22 protein-coding genes, 1 tRNA gene and 2 pseudogenes are annotated in these 24257 nt (G+C 62.5%); 18 read left to right on the top strand and 7 right to left on the bottom strand.

What is annotated here, in order from left to right:
- Positions 1-23: 23 nt before the first annotated feature.
- The 3 genes from EEB15_RS00245 to EEB15_RS00255 all read left to right on the top strand — a co-directional run bounded on the left by EEB15_RS00245 (position 24) and on the right by EEB15_RS00255 (position 1325).
- Complete coding sequence (locus tag EEB15_RS00245) at positions 24-713, top strand: response regulator (RefSeq protein WP_141507524.1); 690 nt, start codon at positions 24-26, stop codon at positions 711-713.
- Positions 713-1213, top strand: coding sequence for a DUF4124 domain-containing protein (locus tag EEB15_RS00250; protein ID WP_141507525.1), 501 nt, complete (start codon positions 713-715; stop codon positions 1211-1213). Before EEB15_RS00245 ends, EEB15_RS00250 begins: the two co-directional genes overlap by 1 nt.
- A 36-nt stretch (positions 1214-1249) precedes the next feature.
- Positions 1250-1325 (top strand) — tRNA-Phe (locus tag EEB15_RS00255).
- Between the two features lie 203 nt (positions 1326-1528).
- Here EEB15_RS00255 and EEB15_RS00260 read toward each other — a convergent pair.
- The 3 genes from EEB15_RS00260 to EEB15_RS00270 form a co-directional block, all read right to left on the bottom strand.
- A complete protein-coding gene (locus EEB15_RS00260) occupies positions 1529-2560 on the bottom strand; it encodes a hypothetical protein (RefSeq protein ID WP_141507526.1) in 1032 nt (343 codons plus the stop codon).
- A gap of 144 nt (positions 2561-2704) precedes the next feature.
- Positions 2705-3022: a type II toxin-antitoxin system RelE/ParE family toxin gene (locus tag EEB15_RS00265; protein ID WP_233259288.1), complete on the bottom strand. Its 318-nt coding sequence runs from the start codon at positions 3020-3022 to the stop codon at positions 2705-2707.
- The gene (locus tag EEB15_RS00270; protein ID WP_141507527.1) at positions 3019-3270 is read right to left on the bottom strand and encodes a type II toxin-antitoxin system ParD family antitoxin; all 252 of its coding nucleotides are present in this window, start codon (positions 3268-3270) and stop codon (positions 3019-3021) included. The genes EEB15_RS00265 and EEB15_RS00270 overlap by 4 nt, the downstream gene beginning before the upstream one ends.
- 214 nt (positions 3271-3484) lie before the next feature.
- Between EEB15_RS00270 and EEB15_RS00275 the strand changes: the two are divergent.
- Positions 3485-3712 (top strand): annotated as a pseudogene (locus tag EEB15_RS00275) (DNA-binding protein); the annotation flags it as partial.
- 181 nt (positions 3713-3893) lie between these two features.
- On the opposite strand, the gene EEB15_RS00280 reads toward EEB15_RS00275, so the two are convergent.
- On the bottom strand, positions 3894-4898 hold the full coding sequence (locus EEB15_RS00280) for an NADP-dependent oxidoreductase (protein WP_141507528.1): 1005 nt from the start codon (positions 4896-4898) through the stop codon (positions 3894-3896).
- A gap of 3 nt (positions 4899-4901) precedes the next feature.
- Positions 4902-5867, bottom strand: coding sequence for a polysaccharide deacetylase family protein (locus EEB15_RS00285; protein ID WP_141507529.1), 966 nt, complete (start codon positions 5865-5867; stop codon positions 4902-4904).
- A gap of 91 nt (positions 5868-5958) precedes the next feature.
- Here EEB15_RS00285 and EEB15_RS00290 point away from each other — a divergent pair, with 91 nt between their 5' ends.
- Positions 5959-7086, top strand: coding sequence for a helix-turn-helix domain-containing protein (locus EEB15_RS00290; RefSeq protein WP_141507530.1), 1128 nt, complete (start codon positions 5959-5961; stop codon positions 7084-7086).
- Here the strand turns inward: EEB15_RS00290 and EEB15_RS00295 are convergent.
- Positions 7046-7657: a TetR/AcrR family transcriptional regulator gene (locus tag EEB15_RS00295; protein ID WP_141507531.1), complete on the bottom strand. Its 612-nt coding sequence runs from the start codon at positions 7655-7657 to the stop codon at positions 7046-7048. The genes EEB15_RS00290 and EEB15_RS00295 overlap by 41 nt on opposite strands.
- Before the next feature lie 126 nt (positions 7658-7783).
- Here EEB15_RS00295 and EEB15_RS00300 point away from each other — a divergent pair, with 126 nt between their 5' ends.
- From EEB15_RS00300 to EEB15_RS00350, 11 genes and pseudogenes are all read left to right on the top strand, one after another.
- Complete coding sequence (locus tag EEB15_RS00300) at positions 7784-8590, top strand: enoyl-CoA hydratase/isomerase family protein (RefSeq protein WP_141507532.1); 807 nt, start codon at positions 7784-7786, stop codon at positions 8588-8590.
- Positions 8591-8635: 45 nt separating this feature from the next.
- Positions 8636-10153 carry a class I adenylate-forming enzyme family protein gene (locus tag EEB15_RS00305; RefSeq protein WP_158289946.1) on the top strand — a complete coding sequence of 506 codons (1518 nt, stop codon included), beginning with the start codon at positions 8636-8638 and terminating at the stop codon, positions 10151-10153.
- The gene (locus EEB15_RS00310) at positions 10143-11921 is read left to right on the top strand and encodes a CoA-transferase (protein WP_141507534.1); all 1779 of its coding nucleotides are present in this window, start codon (positions 10143-10145) and stop codon (positions 11919-11921) included. The genes EEB15_RS00305 and EEB15_RS00310 overlap by 11 nt, the downstream gene beginning before the upstream one ends.
- 33 nt (positions 11922-11954) lie before the next feature.
- Entirely contained in the window at positions 11955-12755 is an 801-nt protein-coding gene (locus tag EEB15_RS00315; protein WP_141507535.1) for an enoyl-CoA hydratase, read from the top strand.
- 37 nt (positions 12756-12792) lie between these two features.
- A complete protein-coding gene (locus EEB15_RS00320) occupies positions 12793-13920 on the top strand; it encodes an ABC transporter substrate-binding protein (protein WP_141507536.1) in 1128 nt (375 codons plus the stop codon).
- 101 nt (positions 13921-14021) lie between these two features.
- Complete coding sequence (locus EEB15_RS00325; protein WP_158289947.1) at positions 14022-14888, top strand: branched-chain amino acid ABC transporter permease; 867 nt, start codon at positions 14022-14024, stop codon at positions 14886-14888.
- Positions 14889-14892: 4 nt separating this feature from the next.
- Positions 14893-16662, top strand: a complete 1770-nt coding sequence (locus EEB15_RS00330) for an ATP-binding cassette domain-containing protein (RefSeq protein ID WP_158289948.1) — start codon at positions 14893-14895, stop codon at positions 16660-16662.
- Between the two features lie 19 nt (positions 16663-16681).
- Entirely contained in the window at positions 16682-17383 is a 702-nt protein-coding gene (locus EEB15_RS00335) for an ABC transporter ATP-binding protein (RefSeq protein ID WP_199236437.1), read from the top strand.
- 8 nt (positions 17384-17391) lie between these two features.
- Positions 17392-18048 carry a flavin reductase family protein gene (locus EEB15_RS00340; RefSeq protein ID WP_141507540.1) on the top strand — a complete coding sequence of 219 codons (657 nt, stop codon included), beginning with the start codon at positions 17392-17394 and terminating at the stop codon, positions 18046-18048.
- 59 nt (positions 18049-18107) lie between these two features.
- Positions 18108-18570 (top strand): annotated as a pseudogene (locus EEB15_RS00345) (Rrf2 family transcriptional regulator).
- Positions 18560-19444, top strand: a complete 885-nt coding sequence (locus tag EEB15_RS00350) for an NAD(P)/FAD-dependent oxidoreductase (protein ID WP_141507541.1) — start codon at positions 18560-18562, stop codon at positions 19442-19444. Before EEB15_RS00345 ends, EEB15_RS00350 begins: the two are co-directional and overlap by 11 nt.
- A 1232-nt stretch (positions 19445-20676) precedes the next feature.
- Here the strand turns inward: EEB15_RS00350 and EEB15_RS00355 are convergent.
- Positions 20677-22272: a PAS domain S-box protein gene (locus tag EEB15_RS00355; protein WP_141507542.1), complete on the bottom strand. Its 1596-nt coding sequence runs from the start codon at positions 22270-22272 to the stop codon at positions 20677-20679.
- A 282-nt stretch (positions 22273-22554) separates the two neighbouring features.
- Between EEB15_RS00355 and EEB15_RS00360 the strand changes: the two genes are divergently transcribed.
- Positions 22555-23388: a glycosyltransferase family 2 protein gene (locus tag EEB15_RS00360; RefSeq protein ID WP_141507543.1), complete on the top strand. Its 834-nt coding sequence runs from the start codon at positions 22555-22557 to the stop codon at positions 23386-23388.
- On the top strand, positions 23385-24257 hold the full coding sequence (locus EEB15_RS00365) for a glycosyltransferase family 2 protein (protein ID WP_158289949.1): 873 nt from the start codon (positions 23385-23387) through the stop codon (positions 24255-24257). The genes EEB15_RS00360 and EEB15_RS00365 overlap by 4 nt, the downstream gene beginning before the upstream one ends.

Raw genomic sequence — 24257 nt, forward strand, 5'->3', positions numbered from 1 at the left:
CGCATAGGGTAGTTCTGGAACACATGGCAAATATTTTGGTGGTCGACGACGAACTGGGCATCCGCGACCTGCTGTCCGAAATCCTCAATGACGAGGGCCACAACGTCGAACTGGCGGAGAACGCCGCACAGGCCCGCGCCGCGCGCGCGCGCGCCCGGCCGGATCTCGTCTTGCTGGACATCTGGATGCCGGACACGGACGGCGTCACCCTGCTCAAGGAATGGTCCACCGGCGGCCTGCTGAGCATGCCGGTGATCATGATGAGCGGGCACGCCACGATCGAAACCGCGGTGGAAGCCACCAAGATCGGCGCGCAGTCGTTCCTGGAAAAGCCGATCACCATGCAGAAGCTGCTGAAGGCAGTGGAAGCGGGCCTGTCACGCACCAGTGGCGCGGGCGCGCGCAAGCCGGGCGTCGCAGGTGCTGCGCCGGCACCGGTGGTCGAGCTCACCGTCGAGGCCGCGATGACGGGCGGCCAGAGCCTGCCGCCCGTGGTCGAGCTCGGCCCGCAGGCGCGCCAGGTGTTCGAGTTGGACAAGCCTTTGCGCGACGCGCGTGATGAGTTTGAAAAATCGTATTTCGAATTTCACCTGGCCAAGGAAGGCGGTTCGATGACGCGCGTGGCCGAAAAGACGGGACTGGAACGCACCCACCTTTACCGCAAGCTGAAGCAGCTGGGCGTGGATCTTTCGCGGGGCAAGCGCGGCGGGTGATGAAATGGCGATTCGTTGCGTGCTTCTTCGCGGGCGCGGCGGTTAGCGGGCTCGGAACAGCAGGCGAAATATATCGCTGGGTGGACGAGCAAGGCCGGGTGCAGATGTCGGATCGGCCGCCGCCAAAGGCGCCCGGCCAAGTCACCAAGCAGCAAGCGCCCAGGAGTGAGATAACGCCAGAACAACGCAAGGCGGCGGAAGACCGGGCCGCTCGCGACAAGGCCCAACTGAAGAGCGCCGAAACGGAGCGCGACAACGCTGTCGTGCCGGCATCGAAGCCGCGCGCCGCCGCATCAGGCGGATATGCGGACGAATCAGACCCGACACTGCCGCCTCGTGCCAGTGCGGAGGATTGCCGGATGTGGCGCCAGGAGTATTACCGCAGCCTGGCGTGCTTCGCCCCTTTTCGCACGGTGTACGGCGGCATCAAGGCTGAGGCATTCGCCATCTGCGGCACCGAAGTCATGCATCCGGAGTTCGAGTGCCGTTGGCGGAAGTGAACCGCAGCCCCGGACCCTGCTATAATCGCTGGCTCTGGCCCGGTAGCTCAGTTGGTAGAGCAGCGGATTGAAAATCCGCGTGTCGGTGGTTCGATTCCGCCCCAGGCCACCAGAATCGGAAGCCCTTGATCTGTAACGGATCAAGGGCTTTTTTCTGAGCCCATTCTCGGCGCGCATTGACAAGCAATCGCACCGACAAGCAAACCAATTTCCTTCAAGAAGTGACCGAGTGGCGGATTCAGGTCGCGCACGCGTCCTGTGGCGTCATCGCGAGTCTGGATGCTCTTGCCCAGTTGCAAGGATATTTGGAGCGCTTCAAAGAGAAGGCAAATTCACTTGGCGATGGCTTGGAAGAGCACCACCACCGGCGCCATCCTCGAGGCGCCGCTCGAAATACGCGCGAATCTCGGCGGGCAGGCCCGAGGGGGCATCCGCCCATTCCCATACGCCGGAGGAGCTGTGCCGCAGAAAGCGGCGCGGATCGAAATCGTGCCGCGGAAGGATCGAGTGGCGCGAGCTATAGTGCCTGTCGGAAAAGTCGCCGTGCCACAGTGTGAAGACTCGGCCCGGAACGTAGCCGATCCGCCCGCCAAACGCGTTGGCAAGGGCGCGGGCGCGCGGCAGATAGTGATCGCGTTGACCGGGCGCGAGCCCGTGGTTCAGCACAACCTGCTCTGGCGTACCGGTGATGGCGTGGAAGAAGGCCGTGTCGCCACCGCCGACGACCCACTCGTCAAACAGCGGAAAGCGCTCGAGCAATTCGCGGTGGGCAGCCCACGCGAAGCCGACGCTGAGCAGGCGCTTGTACTCGTCCATGCGCTCGGTGGCCACGGGAACGACCGGCATCGGCGTTCCACTGCGTGCGGCGGCGACGTACGCGGCGGCGGAGCCCGTGCGCTCCATCGTGATGGTTCGATCTGCGCACCTTCCGAAGCGTGCCAATGCCTCGATCGGCGTGCGGTCGACGTAGGCGGCACGGTCGTACAGTTGCACGGCCGGCACCGCGTCGAGCGCGTTCAGTATTGCCTCGCGCAGGCCCTCGCGTTCGAAGACCAGGTCGCAATCCACCCATGCGACGTGTTTGCATTGGGAGGGCAGGCGTTCCACACCGATGTTCAGCAACCGCTCCTTCTGCCACATGACATCGCCGCCCGTGAGCTGGATCAGGATGTCGGCGTCGTCGGGCTGCAACTCGAATTGTCCGGTCGGCGACCACTCGACCGTTAGAAGCGGCAGCGGCAAACGCTCACGAAAGACGCGGTAGTTGGCCTTCCGGCGCCGGTAGCCGGCGGGGTTGAAGTAACTCGTGACGGCCCACAAAGGTCCGGCAAGGTCGGCGGGAGGCACGGGGGAATTCATGACGGGTACGCAACAATCAGTTCGCAACCTCCATGATGCCATCCTCGTTGCGCTGCTCGACATACGGTTGGACGCTTCCGGCGAGCCACAAGGTTCGTAGCTCCGGGGCGTTTTGCATTCGACAGCGAGCAGTTAAATGCCGTCTCCCAGGATGGCGATGATGTCTCGGCGATCGCCGATCAGCCTCACGACGTCGAGGTGGTCTTCGCGCTCGAAGTAGAACCATTGCATCGGGAAGCCCGGCACGCGCCTCGCACGCAGCGAAGGAATCCCGCAAAGTTGCCCCAAGCGTGGAGACCCCATTCCCGGCCGCCGCTGCACTGCGTCAAGTGCGCCGACTGCCGCGTTGAACGCGCGTTCTCCGAGATCCTTGCCGCCCTCTTTGGCGTAGTAGCTCGCCATCTGCACCAAATCCATCTCGGCCTGTGGCCGCAGGCGTGCAGGCTTCAATGTCTCCCGCCCAAAGCGCGCTTGCGGAGTTCAGCCGTGACCCGTGGGGTGAGTTCACGGCCGGGACCCGACTCCAGGCCTTCCCGGATCAGCTCACGCAGGCGCTTCTTCGCCTGCTCTTCCTGGTCACGGCGGATCAACTCGCGGATGTACTCGCTCGTGTTCCCGTACTCGCCCGATCGAACGCGTTGGTCGACGTATTCGCGCATGGGCTCGGGCAGGGCGAAGCTCATGGTGCTCTTGCTCATGGAGTGCATCATGCGGTGACTTATCAATAGTTGTCAACCTTGGCGGCTTCGTCCACACTGAACTTGAAAATCCGCGTGTCGGTGGTTCGATTCCGCCCCAGGCCACCACCTACTTTAGCGCTAACAGCGTCTATTTGAAGGAGCTGCTCTTCGCTCCAATTTGCTGCGCAACGCGGCGATCTCCAGTTCATCGATCCGCGCTTGGCGCCCCACCGTGGAATACACGTTCACGTTGAAGTACCAACTGCGAGACGGCGGCGACTCGGTTGACGATGTGGTGGAGCGACTCGGCGCCACCGGCTGCGGCGACGCATTGGTCGGCATCGGTCGGGTTGGCCGTCTGAGCCTGGATTTCACGCGGGAAGCGACCTCGGCCGAAGCCGCTCTTGTCAGCGCCCTATCGGATGTGAAGCGCGCCGTGCCGTCCGCCCAGTTGATCGAAACGACATTGGCCGCTCACTCTTGACTGCGCACGACGCGATAGCCCTCAGGATCGTCGATCCAAGCTTGCAACGCCTCTGAAGACCACGCCGACGCGCGCGGGTCCAAGCGGATCCAGTCCGAGATCGCCAGAGCCGCGCCCGAGATCGCGAAGCTTCATGCGGCATCGCGGCTCGACATCCCTACACCTCGATGACCAGCTTGCCGAAGTTGGCTCCCGCAAACAGCTTGCGCAGCGCTGACGGAAACCGGGTCAGTCCCGCTTCGACGTCGAGTGTGGAGCGCACCAAGCCGTCGCGCAGCCATCCCGCCAACTCTGACACGGCGATTGCGTTTCGATCGGCGAAATCAGTCACCAGCATGCCCCTCATGGATGCGCGCTTGGAAATTAAGGACAGATAGTTCTTGGGGCCTTTGACCGAATCGAGATTGTTGTATTGCGAGATGGCGCCGCAGATCACCACGCGCGCGTGCTGAGCGAGGTTCGCCAGCGCTGCATCGAGAATGTCGCCCCCGACGTTGTCGAAGAAGACATCAATGCCCTGTGGACAGAGTGATCGCAGATCCGACGCCACGTTGACGCTCTTGTAGTCGATACAGGCTTGGGCGCCAAGCTGCTCGACAACGAAGCGGCACTTATCCGAGCCGCCCGCAATGCCTATGACGGTGCATCCCTTGAGGCGCGCAATCTGCGCAACGATCTGCCCCACTGCACCGGATGCAGCCGAGACCACGACCGTTTCTCCCGCCTGACAGGCGCCCACGTGGAGCAGGCCAAAATACGCCGTCATTCCCGGGCTGCCGAGAGCCGCCAGATGCTGCGGCATCGGTGCCAGCGCTTCGTCGATGCGCGTAACCGCCTGACCATTCGACAGGCCGAAGTTCTGCACTCCAAAGAAGCCCATCACCTTCGTGCCAACAGGGAAGGCCGCGTGGCGTGAGCCGACAATCTCGCCAACGGCTCGCGCTCTCATCACTTCACCGATCGCCACTGGCGCGATATACGAGTCGCCCGCACTCACCCAGCCACGCATTGCCGGATCGATCGAAATGAATTCGTTGCGCACAACGAACTGGCCGTTGCCGACCTCGGGCACGAAGTGTTCAACGATTGACCAACAGTCGTCGTCGGGCAGGCCATCGGGCCGTTTGGCCAGGCGAACCTGGAGATTTACTTCGAGACTCATGCGTCAGCTCCAGTCCCACGAGTAGGTTCCGCCTGCGCGGTCGTTCATCTTGCGCAGCACCCTTTCGTACAAGGGGATGCTCTCCATTCCCGGCACCGGTGCCGCGTCGAGTATGGTTTGGATTAGTTCCTGCGGTGGCGAGGCCATTTCGACCTGTTGCATCAACGCGTAGCGCTGCAGGTGATTGACGAACTTCGGCGAGATGCGCGGCATTCCGAGGTGCGCGGGATCCTTCATCGCGTGCTCAAGACTGGTGAAGCGAACGCCCGATTGTGAAAATGCAGCCAGGATGGCACCGAGCATGTCCTGTGCTATGGGCGTCGCATGGATCAGCCAGATGTAGGGGATGTCACGACCGAAGATCTGGCGCGCCGCGGCGGCGTGACTCCGTAGTTGGAATAACGCTGCCTGCAGATAACTCTGGCGCAACATCTCCACCGTGGCCATGTCCTTGTTCATCGTCGCACGGTAGTAGGGCGCGATCCATGCGAAGTCACCGAACCATGCAGTGATCGGCGCGTTGACGTACCCGTTCACGCGCAGAAAGTCCTCGACCTCTCCACGCTTTGCCTCGGACTCGCCGGACATGTCCATGGTGTACCGGAAGTAGCGTTCGGGCGCCCGCTCGATCAGGTCGCCGATGGCGTCTTCGGCGCGACGGATGTCGTCGCAATAGCACTTGCCGCTCACCCAGTTGAGAGACGCATGGCAATGTGTGTGGTTGCCCAGGTGATGCCCCTGATCAACCCAATGCTCCAGCGTGTCGCGAAGGCCGGGGTCGTCCTCCAGCGGCGATGTGTGAGCAAAGCCATACACGCCACGGATCTGGTGCTCGGCCAGCGTCTTCACCATGGACTCGACGATGGAGCCTCGCGTGTAGCCCGTTGGAAGCGGAACGCCATCCCAGATCAGCAGGTCGTCGACGGTAACTGCGAGATCAACCGACCCCGCCGGTGAGATTGAATTCATGTGTCTTGTCTCCTGCGGCCACATCTGCACTTCGCGTCATTGCTCAGTATTGCAGCTCGTCTGCGGTCGACTCTAGGCATGATTGCCCGACATGACTTTGCTGGATGCGCACAAGTTTTTCTCCAAAGGCGCAATACGCTATCGATCGGCAGGTCGAACGTCGCATCTTGGTCTTGTGCATGCCGGGCTACAATTTCACATGAATCCCGCCCCGCTGCAGGCCAGCTTTTGCACTGCAGAGTTGTTTGTTGCGACTCAGCTCGAGCAATGGGAAACGTGGGTACGACAGCTGCACGGCCAACTCTCCTTCGATCCCCTGCCTGCCGGCGGGTACAAAGCGCGCTTGTCCTTCAAGCGCGTGCGAGATATCCAGATGGTCCGCTTCGACGCCGATGGCGCCGCACTCGAGCGAACCTCGCAACATGTGCGTCGCGATCTGATCGACCAGTACGAATTCATTGCAGTTCTCGCGGGCGAGGTCTCCATCCGTCACCGACGCCGCCGGGAAACGGTTCGTGCCGGACAGGTCGTACTAGTGGATGCGTCGGAGCCACTTCGCTTTGAGCATCGTGACCCGCTATCTGCCGTGACGCTTGCGTGCCCCCGCCACACGCTGCACAACCGAATGCCCGGCTTGGAGAATGCATGCGGTCTCGCGTTCGCAGGCAGTCACTCGCTCGCTATCAGTGCGATGGCTTACACCTCAGCGTTATCCGATACGTTGCTTGATCTGGACCAAGGGGCCTTCCTGCGCACCAGCGATCACCTGCTTGACTTATACGTCCTGATGATGAACGACCAGGTGGATGTGCAATCCACGGAGACGGCGGTGCAAGCGGCGACGCTCCGCCGGATCAAGGCTTACATCCGGTGCAACCTCGGCGACCCGTCGCTGGATGTCGGCTCAATGGCGGCGGCGGGTGGAATCTCTGTCCGTTACCTTCAGACCCTGTTCAAGACCACGGGTACGACACCTCGCACCTATCTGCGACAAGCGCGTCTCGAGTGGGCGAAGACCCTTCTGCGCGAGCACTCCTGGAAGACCCGCAGTATCAGCGAGATCGCCCTTGGTGTCGGATTCTCGAACTTTGCACATTTCAGCACGTCATTTCGGGATGGCGTGGGGATGAGCCCCAGTGAATATCGAGCCGAGCAAGGCGCTCCGAACGCAGCCACTTTCAAGGAGCGTGCTGCAGCAAGGCTTCCGAGGCGCCGATAGCCCGCAAGAAAAACAGGGTCGCATGCGAGGTGATATGCGCTGGGGTATAAGCCCCATCGCCTCGATACCAGCCCGACATTCCTTCGGCCATGCTGAAGAGTTGAAGTGAGGCCAACTTGATGTCCTGTGATGGGATCAACCCGGCCTGGATCGCCTGCTCCAACGCGTTGCGCACCATGTGCTCAACGGCATCGCGGCGCTCGATGACATGCGCGCGGTTTTCCGGTTGGAGCGAACGGATCATGTCCGCCATCAGGCGCCAGGAGGCGCGCCGGACTATGGCCTGCTCAAACGTGCAGGTCACCAGCCCTGCCAGCCGGGCCCCAGGCTGGCCATCGGTGGCAAGCACCACGGACTTGTAGACCTCCAGCATTCGAGTCATCTCGCGCTCCTCGATGGCCAGGATGACGGCTTCCTTGGAGGGGAAGTAGTTGTACATCGCCGAGGGCACGATGTTCAAGTCGGCGCAGATTTCACGCGTGGACGTCGCAGAGTAGCCGGAGCGAGAGAAGCGCGCCAGAGCGGCGTTAAGGAATTCTTCGCGGCGGGGGAATTCGGGCTTCTTGGGCATATGCACTGGTGAGCAAGGCGATTATAGAGCGACCGCTCTGTCTTTACAGAGCGGTCGCTCCTTTCTCGTTGACAGAGCGAGCGCTCTGTCATACATTTGATCCGAATCGACCTCCTCACTATTTCCATGAGCACTGTCACCACCCAGACCCGAGAGGCCACCGCGGTCATCACTGTCTCCAACCCGCCTCATGGGTATATGACCGACACCTTGGTCGGCCAGCTCTACAGGGCATTCCGCACCGTGGAGAGAGCACCTGAAGTGCGTGTCGTCATCTTCACTGGCGGCGGCGCAGGGGTGTTCATTCAGCACTACGACTTGCAGGAGTTGAAACTGTTGTGCCGAAAGCTCAACGACCGTGGCGTGCGATATGGCGCCACGGACCACACGCCCGAACGTGACATGGACTTGCTTTTCCGCGGCATCGAGAACTCGCGCAAGCCCGTGATAGCGGCCCTCAACGGCAATGCGATGGGATTCGGTTGCGAGCTGGCACTGGCCTGTGACTTCAGGGTGATGCAGGACGGCCCTTTTTCGATCGGACAGCCGGAGATCAGGGTGGGACTTGTCCCGGGAGCCGGTGGCACGCAGCGCCTGGCCCGGATCGTGGGGATGGCCCGTGCACTGGACCTGGTTTTGCACGGGCGCCGACTCTCCCCCGCGCAGGCGCTGGCGCAGGGTCTGATACACGACCTGGTGCAGGCAGACGTGCCGGTGCTGGATGTGGCGCTGGAACGGGCGCGCGATCTCGCCGGACTGTCGCCGACAGCTGTGGCGCATGGGAAAAAGCTGGTGCGCCATGCGATCGAAGCCTCGCTATATGACGGACTGGACATCGAGCGCTCGCTCTTCGTGGACACGTTGGCGTCGCCCGAAGCGCTGCGACTGGTGGACTCCGCCATCAGCAGCGACCGAGACTTCCGCCACCTCTGATACTCCCTCGAGTCCACCCACCGCCTGACGATGCCGCCTCACAACATGCTATTGATCGACTACTTCGAGCAGAGTGCCCGCAAGCGGCCCAACCATCCCTTCGTGCACTACGTGGACGATGACCCGGCGCAGGACCTTGTGCTGAGTTATGAGGCGGCCGATCTCGAGGCCAGTGCCTGCGCTACCCAGCTGCGCGACTTGGGTGCCGGTAGGGGTACGGTGGTCGGCTTGCTCATGGAAAACTCGCCGCAATGGCTGGTGTGGTATTTCGCGTGCCAGAAGATCGGTGCCATCTGCGCCGGGCTGAATCCCCAGCTCACCCACGGTGAGCTGGAGCAATCCCTGCGGTGCCTGGGAACCCGGCACCTGGTCTACAGCGCTGACTGCGCCGCCCTCGCGCAAGAGGCGGGCCGCCACCTCCCTGAGTTGCAAGTTTTGTTCGGCTTCGCAAAAGGTGCCGGGGCCATACACCGAGGTAGGGACGCCGAGCTTTCGGACGCAGACGGTCTCTCAGCCATTTTTACTTCGGGCACCACTGGCGCGGCTCCGAAGGCCGCGCTCCAAACAAGCGCAGCGGTCGTTGCTGCCATCGGCAACTACATCAAGCACTTGAGGCTGGATACGCAGGACCGCATCATGCTGGTCACCCCCCTCAGCCACAGCGCGGCTCTCAATTGGGGCGTGAGCCTGGCGGTCATGTCCGGCGCCACACTGGTGCTCGCGCGCAAGTTCAGCGCCTCGCGCTTCTGGGAGCAAGCGGACCGCGGCCGACCCAGCGTCTTGTGGACGATGGGAACGATCCTTTTCATCCTGCTTGCGCAGCCACCGAGTGCAGTGGAGGCGCGCGTATCGCAGCAGCTGCAATTCATCTTCGGCGCTGGCTCTGCAACCCGCTGGCGGCAGCTAACCGAGCGCTGGCAGCGCCCGGTCATTGATGGCTACGGGATGACTGAAACTTTCGGCACCTTGACGGAGCCGGACTGCCATGGGCTGGGCGGATCGCACGCATGTATCGGCCGACCTGTGGCGGGCGTGGACATGCGCATCGTCGATCCCCACTCGGGCGTCGAATGTGCACCGCGGGAGATCGGAGAAATCGTGACGCGCTTCGGCCAAGGCTTTGCCGGCTATCTTGGCAACCCCGCCGCTTTCACCGAAGCAGTGCGTGAAGGCTGGTTCCACACCGGCGACCTGGCCTACAAGGACGAAGAGGGACGCTACTTCTTTGTTGACCGCCTCAAGGCCATCATCCGCCGCGGCGGGGAGAACATTTCCAGCATCGAGGTCGAGGAGTGCCTGGCACGACATCCGGATGTCCTGGAGGCGATAGTCCTGCCGCAGCCCGACGACGTTCTGGGCGAAACCGTGCTGGCCGCGCTCGTCCCGCGGGATCCGCGACGCACGTTCACGATGGAGGAAGTCCGGACTTTTTGCGAAGGCCGGTTGGCGCGATTCAAGTGGCCGGAGCACGTGCGCACCATTGCGCCCAGCGTCGTGCCCCGCACAGGCGCCGGCAAGGTGCGCAAGTCCCTGTTGGCGAGGACCCTCAGTGATGCGCGCTGACACTGTCACGAGCGTCGCTGAACGCTGGAAGTCGCTGGCCGGTGGCCGCGCGCAAGGCCCGCGCTTCATGGAACTGGCGGACGCTGTGCGGGAGGCTGTCCGCCACGGGGACACGTTGTATTTTGGCGGTTCCATGGCGCGACCGAATGCCGCCATGTTTGAGATCGTCCGCGCGTTCTGGGGCCGATCGCCTGCATTCACGCTGGTTGCGCCCGCAGTGGCGAATCAGCACGCGCCTATGGTGGCAGGTGGTCTGGTCAGCCGAGTCATCAGTTCCATCCAGGCGATGACGTATCCGACGCCCGCTCCCCATCCGGTCTATGTCCAGGCGGCGCGCGAACACAGCGTGGTGTTCGAAAACTGGTCGCTGCTCACGCTCTCGCAAAGGCTGATGGCCGCTGCCATGGGATTGCCGTTCCTTCCTACCCGCTCTCTTGCGGGAAGCGATATGGCCACAGCACTTGCCACAGAAACTGGAGACACGGCAGAGGTAGCCAGCCCGTTCGACGGCACGCCAACCCAAGTGGTGGCGCCGCTCGTCCCGGATGTGACCTTCGTTCATGGTCTGGCAGCGGACGAGGACGGCAACATCCTCATCTGTCCACCGCTCTATGACGGTATCTGGGCCGCCTTCTGCGCCAAGCGCACGGTCGTGGTGACGGTGGATCACATGATTAGCCGTGAGGCCATGCGCCGGCATGCGGACCACGTGCGCATTCCGGCTCACGCCGTAGGCATCGTCTGCCATGTGCCGCTGGGCGGCCACCCCAATTCCCTGCCGAGCGCACCTGTCCCCGAGCTGGCGGGGTATCCCGACGACTACGCCTTTTTGCTCGACCTGCGCAACGCCGGGAAGTCAAAAGAGACTCTGTTGGCTTGGACCCAGGAGTGGATCCTGGATTGCAAGGACCACAACGCCTATTTGACCAAGCTGGGTAGTGAGCGCATTCACGCGCTGCGCGGCAGGGCGCTGGCGGACGGTTGGCGCTTCGAAGCTTGCGCGTTAGAAGCGACACCATGGCACCCTGCCAATGAAGCCGAAACCCATGTATGTCTGGCCGCGCGGGTCATCCGTCGCCGGCTCGAGCGGGGGGCGACTTCAGCCATGCTCGCCGGCCTCGGCATCTCCTCACTGGCGGCCTGGATGGCATCGATCCAGCGCGGGCAGGACGGTGTGCACTTGCCATTGATGGTCGAGTCCGGAATGTACGGCTACCTGCCTTCGCCCGGCGACCCGTTTCTTTTCAACTACCGCAACATGGCGGGTAGTGCGATGCTGAGCGACGCACTGGTCACCCTCGGACTGCTGACCGCCGGCTCATCGAATCGTGCGCTCGGCGTGCTAGGTGCGGCCCAGGTCGACGCGGCGGGCAACCTCAATACCAGCCAGTTGCCGAAGATGCTGCTCACCGGCTCGGGCGGCGCCAACGACATCGGCAGCGCCGCGGCGGATGTGATGGTGACCATTGCGCATTCGCCGGACCGACTGGTGCGCCAGGTCGACTTCATCACAACGCCGGGCCGCGCTGTGAAGGCCGTGGTTACGCCGCTGGCCGTGTTCGAGCGTGAGCAAGCCGATCAGCCTTTCACATTGACCGCGGTGATCGCCAGGGATGGCCTGCCACTGCAGACGCTGATCGAACAGGCATTGGACCGCTGTGCCTGGGAGGTTTCTGTCGCGCCAACGGTGCTCCTGGAGCCTTCGCCCGCGCCTGATGAACTTGCGCTGGCCCGCCAGCTAGACCCGGACGGCCTGTTCCTCGGCTGAGTTTCCTAAACCACCTTCCTCGAAAGAATCCGCATGGACTACCAATGCATCCTCTATAGCGTCTGCGGCCCAGTGGCCCGGATCTCGCACAACCGGCCCGACGCACGCAATGCCGAAAGCCAGGCGCTCCTCGACGAGATGGACGACGCCCTGTGCCGCGCCGCCGAGGACGCGGCCGTCAGAACAATCGTCCTGACCGGAGAGGGCGATCACTTCTCTGCCGGTCACGACCTCAAGGAAGCCGCGCAGAAGCGCTCGAACTTCACGGTCGAAGAGCGCTGGGCCTACGAGACGCGCTACTACTTCGACTATGCAATGCGCATCTGGGACTGCCCCAAGCCGACCATCGCCGAAGTCAGCGGCGCCTGCGTAGCGGGGGGCTTCATGGTCGCCAACATGTGCGATCTGGTGGTGGCATCGCCCGACGCCTTCTTCTCCGACCCCGTGTGCCAGAGCCTGGGTACCGCGGCCGTGGAAGTGCTGGTTCACCCTTGGGTGATGGGCGCGCGCAAGGCCAAGGAGTTTCTTTTTACCGGTGGCCGCATGACGGCCGAACAGGCGCTTGCCGTCGGAATGGTGAATCGCGTCGTTCCTCGCGACCAGCTTCGAGCCGCTGTGGACGCGCTGGCGCTGCAGATTGCCGGCGGTGACAGCTTCGCCATGATGTTGGCCAAACGCTCCATCAACCGTGGGCTCGACATACAGGGCATGCGTAGCGCGATGAGCGCGCACTTCGACGCCCACCAGCTCAGCCACCTCTCCGAATCCTTCCAGGCGCGCCGCAGCGAGGGACTGGGTCAATCCATCCAGAGGGGTAAGGCCGCGCTCGCCTGACCCCACCTTTCTTCAAGCACACCAACCGGAGACAACAATGACGCTTCTCTACAAATTGGCCCGAACGGCGGCCGCCGTAACGATGGCACTGATTGCGGGCACCGCCTCGGCACAGGCCGTATCCAACGCCGAGCCCATCAAGATCGGATTCACCTCAGCCACCAAGACCTTGCTGGGGTCGCAAATGCTCAAGGGCGCGCAATACGCGATGACGCAGCTCAACGCCGCCGGCGGTGTGCTGGGCCGAAAGGTCGAGCTGGTCGTGTACGACACCGCGCTTAATCCGGCCGAAGGTTCCAACGTGGCGCAGCGCCTGGTCACGGAGAACAAGGTGAAGTTCGTCGCTGGTGAAGTGAGCAGCACGGTGGCTTTCGCGATGATCCCCACGTTCAAGCGGGCCGGCGTGCTGTACATGGCCGGCATCCCCAAGCATCCGGATGTCACCACCAAGGGCTACGACAGGCTGTTCCGCCTCAACTCCACCACCGAAATGGATGCCCGGGCCCTCAAGCCGGTGCTGATCGCCAGATTCCCCGGAAAGAAAGTCGCGTTGTTCAACGAGAACACGGACTTCGGCCTGGATGGGCGCAAGCACTTGAAGGCGATCTTCAACGAACCAGGGCAAATTGTCTTCGATGAAACGTACGACATCAGTCAGTCCGACTTCAACGCGGTCGTGACGAACATGCGCCGCAGCAAGGCCGACGTGCTGTGCATCACCGGCACCAATCCAGAGCACTACGGGAACGTGATCCGCATGGCAGCTGAGATCGGCTTCAAGCCCTCCATCTGCCTGATGCCGGGCATTCTTTACCCGGGCGCGCTCAAGATCACAGGCCCCGCGGCCGAGGGTGCCGTGAGCGCCGATATCTACGTGCCCTCGCTGGACAACCCGGTCAACAAGGCCTTTGTCGAAGGCTACAAGAAGGCTCACGGCGACGAGCCGGACAAGAGCGTGGCCATTGGCTACGAGAGCATCACCTTGCTGGCCGCCGCCATGACCGCTGCCAAAACCGTGGAGGATCCAGGCAAGGTTGCAGAAGTGCTGAAGGCCGGCACCTGGCAAACACCTCGGGGCGGGGTGCGCTTCGCGCAAGACGGCCAGGCCAATGGCGCGTATGCCCTGCTCACCGTCCGTGACGGCCGCATAGCAGTCAGCAAGTAAGGCGCCCCGGCGCCGCGGCAATGCCTGCCGGCGCCTGCCGGCGGACCCCCGTACCGCCGCCGCCAAGCGCGCGCGGTCCCCACACGTTCCTGGCTCGCAAGATGGATACCTTCATTCTCCAACAAGTCCTCAACGGGCTTAGCACCGGCATGACCTATGTGGTGCTGGCCCTGGGCCTCACGCTGGTGTTCGGCGTGCTCCACGTGATGAACTTCGCTCATGGCGACCTGTACATGGTCGGCGCTCTGATTGCCTTCATTGCGGCGGCGCAGCACCAGTTGCCGTATGGCTGGGCAGTCCTGCTGGCCATTGGCTGCTCCGGGCTGCTGGCAATCGTCATCGACAGGCTGGCGGTCCGCCCTCTGGTCGCGCGCAAACAGGGATCGGCCGATACGCTCCTCAGCACGTACGCGTTGAGTCTGCTTGTCTCAGAGGCGGTACTCGCCGTCTGGGGACCTACTCCACAGGCGGTCCCTGGTCTTGTCGGCAGCGTGGACTTCATAGGCATCACGCTGACCTACCAGAGAACGCTGGTGTTGGTGGCCGGCCTGCTGATGGTCGCCGGCGTGCACATGGTCCTACGTCATACCCTGTTCGGCAAACAGATCCGTGCCCTCGCCGAAGACCGCTTCGCCGCCGCTGTAGTGGGCATCCCCGTGCGCCGGATTGGATCGCAGACCTTCGTTCTGGCCGGTGTGCTGGCCGGCGCGGCCGGCGCGCTGATGGTGCCGGTACTGACGTTTTCGCCGGTGATGGGCCACAACGTGTTGACCAAGATATTTGCCGTAGTGGTGATCGGCGGCATGGGAAGTGTGCGCGGCACGCTTGTCTGTGGCTTGGCCCTGGGCGTGCTCGAGACCTTCGGCAGCATGTATTTCAGTGCCACGGTGAACCTTGCGCTTGTGTATGTACTTCTGTTGCTGGTGCTGTTGTTCAAGCCTGCCGGCCTGTTCGGAAAGAAGGGCTGAGGCCATGCGCAAGACTGCAATTCTTCTTGTCGGCGTTATCGCTATTGCAGCGGTCTCGACGTTGCTGACGCCCTACCTGAGCGGTCTGGCGCTCACTGCCATTGCTTTCGCCATCCTGGGCCTGAGCGTCAATCTCGTCTACGGCTATCTGGGTTACCTCTCGTTCGGTCATGCCGCGTTCTCGGGCCTGGGCGCGTATGGCGCAGGGCTGCTGTACGTGCAGTTGGGCATCCCGTTCAGTGTGGCTGCTCCGTTGGCACTGCTCCCGCCTGTAGTGCTGGGTGCACTCGTCGGCTTTGCTTCACTGCGAGTGGGCGGTGCCTACTTCGCCATTGCCACGCTAGCCAGTGCGGAAATCCTGCGCTTGGTCTCGACGAGTTGGGTTTCGCTAACCCGTGGCCCGCTGGGTGTGGTGGTGCCGCTGCCCGGCATCGATTGGCTGGACGGTCTCGGCCTCCAATTCCATCAATATCACCTGTGGATAGCGATCGCCTTGCTATCTACAGTGCTCCTCGGCATGCGCCGGCTCATGGCTAGCCCGATTGGCCGCTCCTGGTTGGCTATCCGCGAATCCATTGCGCTGGCGGAATCCGTAGGCATTCCCACGTTGCGGGTGCGGGTGGTCAACATCGCGCTATCTGGCGGGCTGGCGGGGCTGGCCGGGGTGTTGCTCGTGCCAAAGGTGCTCGTGCTTTCGCCCGACCTGTTCAATCCCTCGTACTCTGCCATCGGTCTGCTGATCGTGATCCTTGGAGGACGGGGCACGCTGGTGGGCCCCCTCATCGGTGGAGTGGTGTTTGCCGTCTTGCCGGAGACATTGCGCACCATCGACGAGTACCGGATGATCGTCTTCGCTGGCTTGCTTCTCTTGGCCGTGCGCACCCAATCGCACGGCATCGTGAATTTGCTGGAGCCGCTGTGGAAACGCCGCCCCGCAGTGATGGCGATCCCAAATGGCTCGGATGTGGCGCATCCAACTACCCCGACGGTCGTCCGATCCTCACCGGCAGTTGTGCCTGATGGACCTGTGCTGCAAGTACGCAAGTTGCAGAAGCACTACGCCGGGGTGCGTGCGGTCGATGGGAGCCACTTCGATGTGCACCGCCGGGAAATCTTCGGGGTCATTGGCCCCAACGGCGCCGGCAAGACAACACTGCTGAAGCTGGTGAGTGGCTTCGAGCTGCCTACAGCGGGTGAGATTCACGCCTTTGGCCGTCCGGTCGCAGCCCTCGCGCCGCACCGACTGGCGGCACTAGGTGTGGTGCGCACGTTTCAACACACGGAGTTGTACAGGGGCCTCACTGTGGCCGAGAACGTCATGACCGGCACCTACCTGGTCGGGAAGGTGTCGCTGTGGCGCGCACTGGTCGGTGGTGCGGAGTTCCGTCGTTCGGAGGCGGAGCGGTCCTCGGTGGCGCGCCACGCCATGCACTTAGTGGGTTTGCTCGATAAGCAGAACACACGGGCTGACGAGTTGTCGTACGGTGAGCAGAAGCTGTTGTCGATTGCCTTGGCCCTGGCGGCTGGCCCGCGACTGCTGCTGCTAGATGAACCGGCTGCCGGCTTGAACCACTCGGAGGCAGACCAGTTGCAGTGCACGCTGCAGCGCCTGCGCGACGAGGGCCTGACCATCGTTCTGGTGGATCACAACCTGAAGCTGATGATGTCTGTATGCGACCGAATGCTGGTCGTCAATCACGGAGTCCCGATCACGGTGGGCACACCGAAACAGGTTTCGGACAACCCTCAGGTCCGGGAGGCCTATCTTGGATAAGCAAGCGGGCACAAACCCCATCCTGGACGTGCAGGCGGCCACTGTAAGTTACGGCAAGACCGTGGCCACGCGCGGTGTCGAATTTCAAGTCAACGAAGGCGAAGTAGTCGCCCTGGTGGGTGCCAACGGCGCGGGCAAGTCATCGCTGCTGAAGGCAATTCTGAGCGTTGGCGGCAGTCTCCAGGGGCGCATCTCCTTCGGAGGCGAAGACGTGACTGAGCTGTCGGCCGAGCGCAAGGTGGCGTTGGGAATAGCGCTGGTACCCGAAGGGCGCCACGTGTTTCCCACGCTGACCGTGCTGGAGAACTTGGAGTTGGGTTTCAACCGCGGCACCCGTCACGACAAGCCGCGTCGGATCGAGCAGATGTACGCGTTGTTTCCGAAGTTGAGGGAGCGCCGCCAGCAGGCGGCCGGCACGCTGTCGGGCGGCGAGCAGCAGATGCTGGCCATTGGGCGCGCGCTGATGTCCGCGCCCCGTCTGCTGATGCTCGACGAGCCGACTCTGGGCCTGGCGCCATTGATCGTGGCCGACGTTGCCGCATTGCTCTCCTCGCTGCGCGCCCAGGGTCAGTCCATCCTGTTGGCCGAGCAGAACGCTCGAATGTCTTTGGGCGTATCGAACCGGGCCTATGTGCTCGCGCAGGGTGAGGTGGTGCAACAAGGCGAGTCGGCCGTACTTGCGGCATCGGACCACATACGCAAGGCCTACCTGGGGCTCTAAGGTTGGACATGGAACCAAGCACATCACGGGCGACGCCCGCGGCCACCCCAGCGACGGTCGAAATCGACCTGCCTAGCCTAGCCTGGGCAGATCAATACAAAATCCTGTCCAGCACCGTGATACCCCGGCCGATTGCGCTCGTCTCCACGGCCGGCCCGGCGGGTACCAATGCGGCGCCCTTCAGCTTCTTCAATGCGGTGGCGTTTTGCCCACCGATGCTGATGATTTCCATTGGTTCGCCCGCGGGCGGCGAGGGAGAAAAGCATACCCTGACCAACCTTCGGGCCAACGGAGAATGTGTCGTGCACATCGTGGACGATGCGAATAAGGAGCGCATGAACCGCTGTGCGCCCGAGTACCCGATCGGGGTCAACGAAATCGCACTTGCGGGGTTCACCACCATCGCCTCCACTATGGTGCAGCCGCCACGCATCGCAGAACTGCCGGTGCAGTACGAATGCAGGGTCCACAGCATCCAGCCGCTGGGTTCGCCGCCTTGCCATCTTGTGCTGCTGGAGGTGGTCGCTGCACACATTCGTCGAGATGCAATCGACGAGCGCCACCGCATTGACTTGTTGCGGCTCAATCCCATCGGCCGGCTTTCGAGCCCTGGCATGTACACGCGTATCACGGACAACTTCCGAATGGACGTGCCGGCAATCTGATCTCGTTTGGAAATCGCCCTACACTCGAAATGTTTCGGTCACGAAACTACAGTTGTTGCATGAAACGAGATCGTCGATTATCTGGCGTGCTGCATTGCCTCCTGCACATGGCCGAAATGGATGGCCCGGCAACCTCCGAGTCCCTGGCCGCGGCCATGCACACCAATCCCGTGGTGGTGCGGCGGCTGATGGCGGGGCTGCGTGATGCCGGCTTTGTGGCGTCGGCGAAGGGCCACGGGGGGTGGCTGGGTGCTTTCCTGTCCGCTGGAGCACGTCACGCTGTGGGACATCCACGAGGCCGTGGGCTCGCCCGGTCTGCTGGCCGTGGGCCATCGTGAGCAGAACCCCACCTGCCTGGTCGAACAGGCGGTGAATGCCGCGCTGCACGACGCTTATCGCCAGGCGGAAGCGCTCCTCCTGACCCGCCTCGGCACAGTCACCCTCGCGGCGCTGTGCGGGGACTTCCACCATCGCATGGACAGCGGCCACCATTCCCTCGAGGAGATATCGCATGGAACTTGACGCAGTCGTCGTCGGCGGCAGTTTCGCCGGGCTGTCCGCAGCGTTGCAGCTGGCGCGGGCCAGAAGGCAGATTGCCGTGATCGACAATGGCCAGCGCAGGAACCGTTTTGCGCGAGTCTCGTATGGCTTTCTGGCCCAGGATGGCCGGCCTCCGGACGAGATCCATGCGGAAGCGAAGCGGCAGCTGCTGAGTTACCCGGCCGTGCGGTGGCTGGACGGTGCGGCGCACTCCATCCACAGGAGCGGAGAAACGTTCGAGGTGGTCACCGACAAGGGCGCGCAGCGGTCGAAGCGCATCGTTCTTGCCACGGGCGTGGTCGATCAACTGCCGGACGTGCCGGGACTGAGCGAACGCTGGGGAAAGTCGGTGTTTCATTGTCCCTATTGCCACGGCTATGAACTCCGAAACGGCCATATCGGTGTCCTGGCGGTGGGGCCGGTGTCCATCCATCAGGCAATGCTGCTGCCCGACTGGGGAGCGGTCACCCTGTTCTTGAACGATACCCTGACGCTGGACTCAGATCAGGAGCAGGCATTGGTGTCGCGCGGCGTAAGGATCGAGCATGCACGGGTGGTTCGCGTGAGCGGGCGTGCCGTAATACAACTCGTTGGCCAACGCGAGATCGAGCTGGACGGCATTTTCACAGTCAGTCGCACGCAACCCGCCAGCCCGCTGGCCGAGCAGCTTGGTTGCGAGTTCGACCACGGCCCACTGGGCCCGTTCGTCAAGACCAATGCGCAACAAGAGACTACCGTCAGCGGCGTGTTCGCTTGCGGGGACGTCGCCCGCGCAGCCGGCAACATTGCAGTCGCAGTCGGCGACGGATCAATAGCGGGCGCCGCTGCGCACCGCTCACTGGTTCTCGAGCCGTAGGGCAGCTAGAGTTAGGGTTTGGCGAGGCCTGCACGGCGACCATGAGTCGATAAATTCTTCGAACAGGGGGATGAAAACTTCAGGCGATTCGTACGCGCCAAAATGGGATGCGCCCTCGAGCACGACGAAAGTGGCCTTGCGCATTGTGTCTGCAATTTGTCGGGTCACCGAAACGGGAATGCTCGCGGGTTCAGGCCAAGCGATGCGACTGGTGAAGTCAAACATAGTAAATCCACATAGGCCGGGACGTACGTTTGGTTCCGTTTGGCGTGCGATGCGCGGTTTAGTAGAAAGGTGAGTCGGAACATGTAGACGGCAAGGCGCCGGACGAAGTTCGTAGCAAGCCGCTTCAGTAATTAAGCTCGAGCGCATACGACGTGAATACTGCACCCACGTCCAACTTGGGCCAGAAGCGGGGATCGCCCGCCACAGCAATGCAACTTCTGTTTGGGGCATCCTCGATTGATCTGGCTTTCGGTCGACAGCAGCCGTGCCTACCGCCTAAGCCCGCAGGACTAGAGTATGGGGCGTGGCCGGTCCAAGTGCTGCGCTGAGCCATCGGCGGTGTGCCGACAACGCGCGCAGGCATAACAGAAGAAGTAGGCAGTTCGAAGGACATGATCGAGCGCGTGGATAAGAAGTTCGATCTCAAGCCCAAGCGGATCGTGGTGGCTGAGACTGAACGGGACCAAATTCCCCTCGCCGGTCCCGGGAGAGCGCAGCAAGTAGCTGGCGCCCTTACAAGCCATCCTGGCATCGCGTGCTGGCTCTCATGGGCGGCGCGAGCTGCATGAGCGTGGAGCACGCATGAGCGCCGTCAATGTGGACAGACACTTATCAGCACAGCTAGTGTGTTGAGGCGGAGTTAGCGGTGCCCGCTTTGCTGTGTGACGGCTGCTTGGGGGGGCGAAAGCAGACGTGCCTAGCGAGGAACCGGCCGAAACCCGATCAACTAGTGTTGGGGAGGGCCGATCCAGGTGCTGCGCGGAGCAGCGTGGTGGTTGCATAATGCTGTGGGTTGGTCGGATGGTCAGTGGTTCGAAGCCACTTTTGCCGTCGAATCAATGGTCAGTTTGGTGTACCCCAGCGTGTACCCCACGAAGGTGGACGGCAAGGAGAGCAAGGATTGGCGCGGTTCGGGCCGGGTTTTTCGATTCCGCCCCAGGCCACCAGATTTTGAACGCCTCAGTACTTCACGGTGCTGAGGCGTTTCTGTTTGCCGGGCCGCATTTTCAACAAATCAGACCTTCGTCGGGCGCCTCCAATGTGAAGCTGAAGCATGCGCCTTCTCCCGCCCGCCCGGTTGCCCAGATCCTCCCCCCGTGGTGCGTGATGATTCTTTGCACAATGGCGAGGCCGATGCCGGTGCCTTCGAATTCCGTCGGGGTATGCAAACGAACAAACGGCTTGAAGAGGCGGTCAGCGCTTTCCGTATCGAAACCAGCCCCCTTGTCTTCGACACTGACGGTCCGCCGCCCTGGTTCGCTGGATGTGCTGAAGATCCGAATGGAGGTGGTCGCGCATTTTCCGGAAAACTTCCACGCATTGCGAATGAGGTTTTCCATCAGCTGGCGCAGGAGCAGCGGCTCCCCCAGAACCCACAAATGGGGCGGAATGTCGAGTGTCACCTGCCGGTCGGGTTCACCCTGGATCAACCTTCCGACAATCTCTCGAGCCAACTCGGCCAAATCCACGTGCTTGGGGGCCAAAGCGCTTCGTTTGATTCTCGCCAATGACAACATGGCGTCGATCAGGTCGTCCATGTGGCTGATTCCCGCGCGGATGCGCTTGAAAAAGTGCGCCAGTTCGGCGCGCGAGCCGACTTTCTCTTCAATGATGCGCGCGAAGCCCGCTATCGACGTCAAGGGCCCGCGCAGATCGTGTGCGATGGAATAGGAAAAAGTCTCCAGTTCCGCATTTGCAAACTCGAGCTCCGCAGTACGTCGCATGACTCGCGCCTCCAACTCCGCATTCAGCAGAGAGATCTGATGACGATCATTCGTGTCCGATGTCACATCGACAATCAAGCCCGCGATCCACATCACGGCACCATCAGGCGTGACCGTGCCTCGTTCCAACACCCATTTTTCGTGGCCATTTCTGTCGCGGATGCCGTATGTAATTTCATATCGCCCTTCATTGGACGACGCGGCCCGCCTCGCCGCCACAAGGCTTGAGCGATCCCCTTTGCGAACCAAGCCGCTCCATTTCACCCGCTGCGACGAGAACTCGTCTGGTGTGTATCCGCACAGTTGAACGGCGCCATCGCTGATGAAAGTGAATGTCGGGTCATCTTCGAGCAGGCACTGGAATGCCATTCCCGGCAAATTGGACAGGACGCCCGCCAGCAGCCGTTCAGAGGCGTTCAACTCCTCACCCAGTTGACGCGCTCGTGCTTCAGCCAGCCGTCGCTCCGAGAGGTCCCGAATAAAGGCGGTGAACTGGGCGACACCCGCGCCACTCTCCCTCGTGACCGTGAGCTCAATCGGAATGCGGCTACCGTCGGACTTCATCGCGTCCAGCTCGATTCGCCGTCCAATCCGCGGCGCGGTCAAGGAATTCCGATGGCGCCGCAGCCCCTCGCGGTGCGCCGTACGCATCTCCGGCGGCACGATCAGGTCTGCCAAATCCAGGCCAATGACATCCTGTCGCCGATGCCCGAAGAGGGACTCGGCGGCTGGATTGAACTCGGTGATCTGGTTGTCAGCGCTGATCGAAATGATCGCGTCAAGGGCCGACTGGACGATCGACCTGTACCGCTCGTCCCCTTCGCTCTGGGCGGCGCCAGCTACGGAGTTCACCAGTCCAGGATTCGCGGGGTCCGTCATGATGCTTCAGGCTGCATTGATGATTTCCGTCGCCCGCTCACAAAAGCGGACCGACGCCGTGGCGCCACAAAGATGCATTCCAACACACTGCGCGACGCTCGGGACAGTCATTTCCCTAGTGGCGAACGTGAAGGATGGCGATGCCCCGGCCTGGACGAAAACACTGCGTCAATCTACTGTTGAACCGTGCCCGGTAACGGCGTTACATTTCACAGGCTAGCGAACTCATCCATATCCTATGAAACGCCCATTGCCTGCCCGAAGCGACGCGTGGAAGCTGCGATGCTAGAGCAGGTCCGCATTCCGCAGTACCGCTGCCGGCAGGAGGCGCGGCCCCTGGTCTCCTTTTGCATCACCTGCAAGGACCGCCTGATCCATCTTCGCGAGACGCTGGCGCGCAACCTGGCCTGGCATGAGGGCGACCCGGACGTCGAGTTCGTCATCGTCAACTACAACTCCGGCGACGAGCTGCAAGAGTGGATCAAGGACAAGTACGGCCCGGACCTCGAGAGCGGCCGGGTCGTCCACTTCTTCAATCCCGAGCCTGCCGTGTTCCGGGCCAGCCACGCCAAGAACCAGGCCTTTCGGCTGGCGCGCGGCGCGATTCTGTGCAACCTGGACGCGGACAACTTCACCGGGCCGGGCTTTGCCGCCTATGTGCGCCGGCAGTTGCAGACCCTCGACTTTCTTTCCGGCGGGACCATCGTGAACGACCGGATCATCGCGACGAACGTGCGCGGCGTCGAAGGTCGCAATGTCGTGCCGCGCGAGCTCTTCTGGGCGCTGGGCGGGTTCGACGAGCACTTCAGCAACTGGGGATACGAAGACAGCAACCTGTCCGAACGAATGATGGCGCTCGGCCTCGCGGGACGCCTCATCGACGACGAGTACCTGTCATGCATCGATCATGGCGATGAGCTTCGCACGCGCTACTTCAGCAACAAGGTGACCGGCCGCAACACGGGGCGGGCTTTCGGAAGCTGCAAGGACAACTACGAAATCTGGCTCGAGAAAAAGGCATGCGGCCACGTGGTCTGCGCGCCCGACAAATTTGGCTGTGGCACCGTGCACAGGAACTTCGCGAGGGAGCCTCTGGTTCTGGGCCCCCGTTCGTGATCACGGTCTCCGTGGTCATTCCCTACTACGGCGAGCGTGCCGCACTGGAGCGCTGCCTGCAGTCGCTGGGGCGGCAGACGCTGGACAGGGAAGCGTTCGAAGTCATCGTCGTCAACAACCGGCCTGATCGCAAGCTCACGCTCGATGGCCGCCACTCGCATCCGAACATCGCCGTCGTCGACGAGGAGCGCCCCGGCTCCTACGCCGCGCGCAATCGTGGTGCCCAGCTCGCCCGTGGACGCTGGCTGGCGTTCACCGATGCCGACTGCGCGCCCGACGAACGGTGGCTGGAAGCCGGCCTGCATCACGCGGCTCGGCAGAATCCGCTGGGCGGCCACATCCAGCTCGTGACCACGGACCCGCGCTCCCTGGCCGAAAAATACGATACGGCCTTCGGGCTCAACCAAGAATCGTACGTGGAGAAGAGCGGCTTCGCGGCCACCGCCAACCTGATCGTCTCGAAGGCCACGTTCGACAGCGTCGGTCCCTTTGCTGCATCCTTGCGGTCCGCGGGGGACTGGGAATGGTGTTTGCGCGCTTCGCGGTCCGGTCATCCCATCGTTTACTGTGCCGAGGCGGTTGTTTGCCATCCCACCCGGACCCGGTGGCGGGCGATCGTTCAAAAGGCGCTTCGCGTGCAAGGCGGAATGCTCACTCTGCAGAGGGAGTTCCATCTCAGCCTCGCCCCCGGGGCCTGCCGTACGTTGATGGATGCGTTCTACCCCAGGCGTTATGTGGCCAAGATCCTCGCAATCAAGGCAGGCGGGGATCGCTCCTGGTGGCGTCTGTATCTGATGGCATGCCTCGTCAACGCCCTTGCAGTGGCCGAAACCTGCCGCCTGCGCCTGGGCGGTACGCCCTTGCGTTAG

The sequence above is a fragment of the Ramlibacter sp. WS9 genome (genome assembly GCF_003797765.1).
GTDB lineage: Bacteria > Pseudomonadota > Gammaproteobacteria > Burkholderiales > Burkholderiaceae_C > Ramlibacter.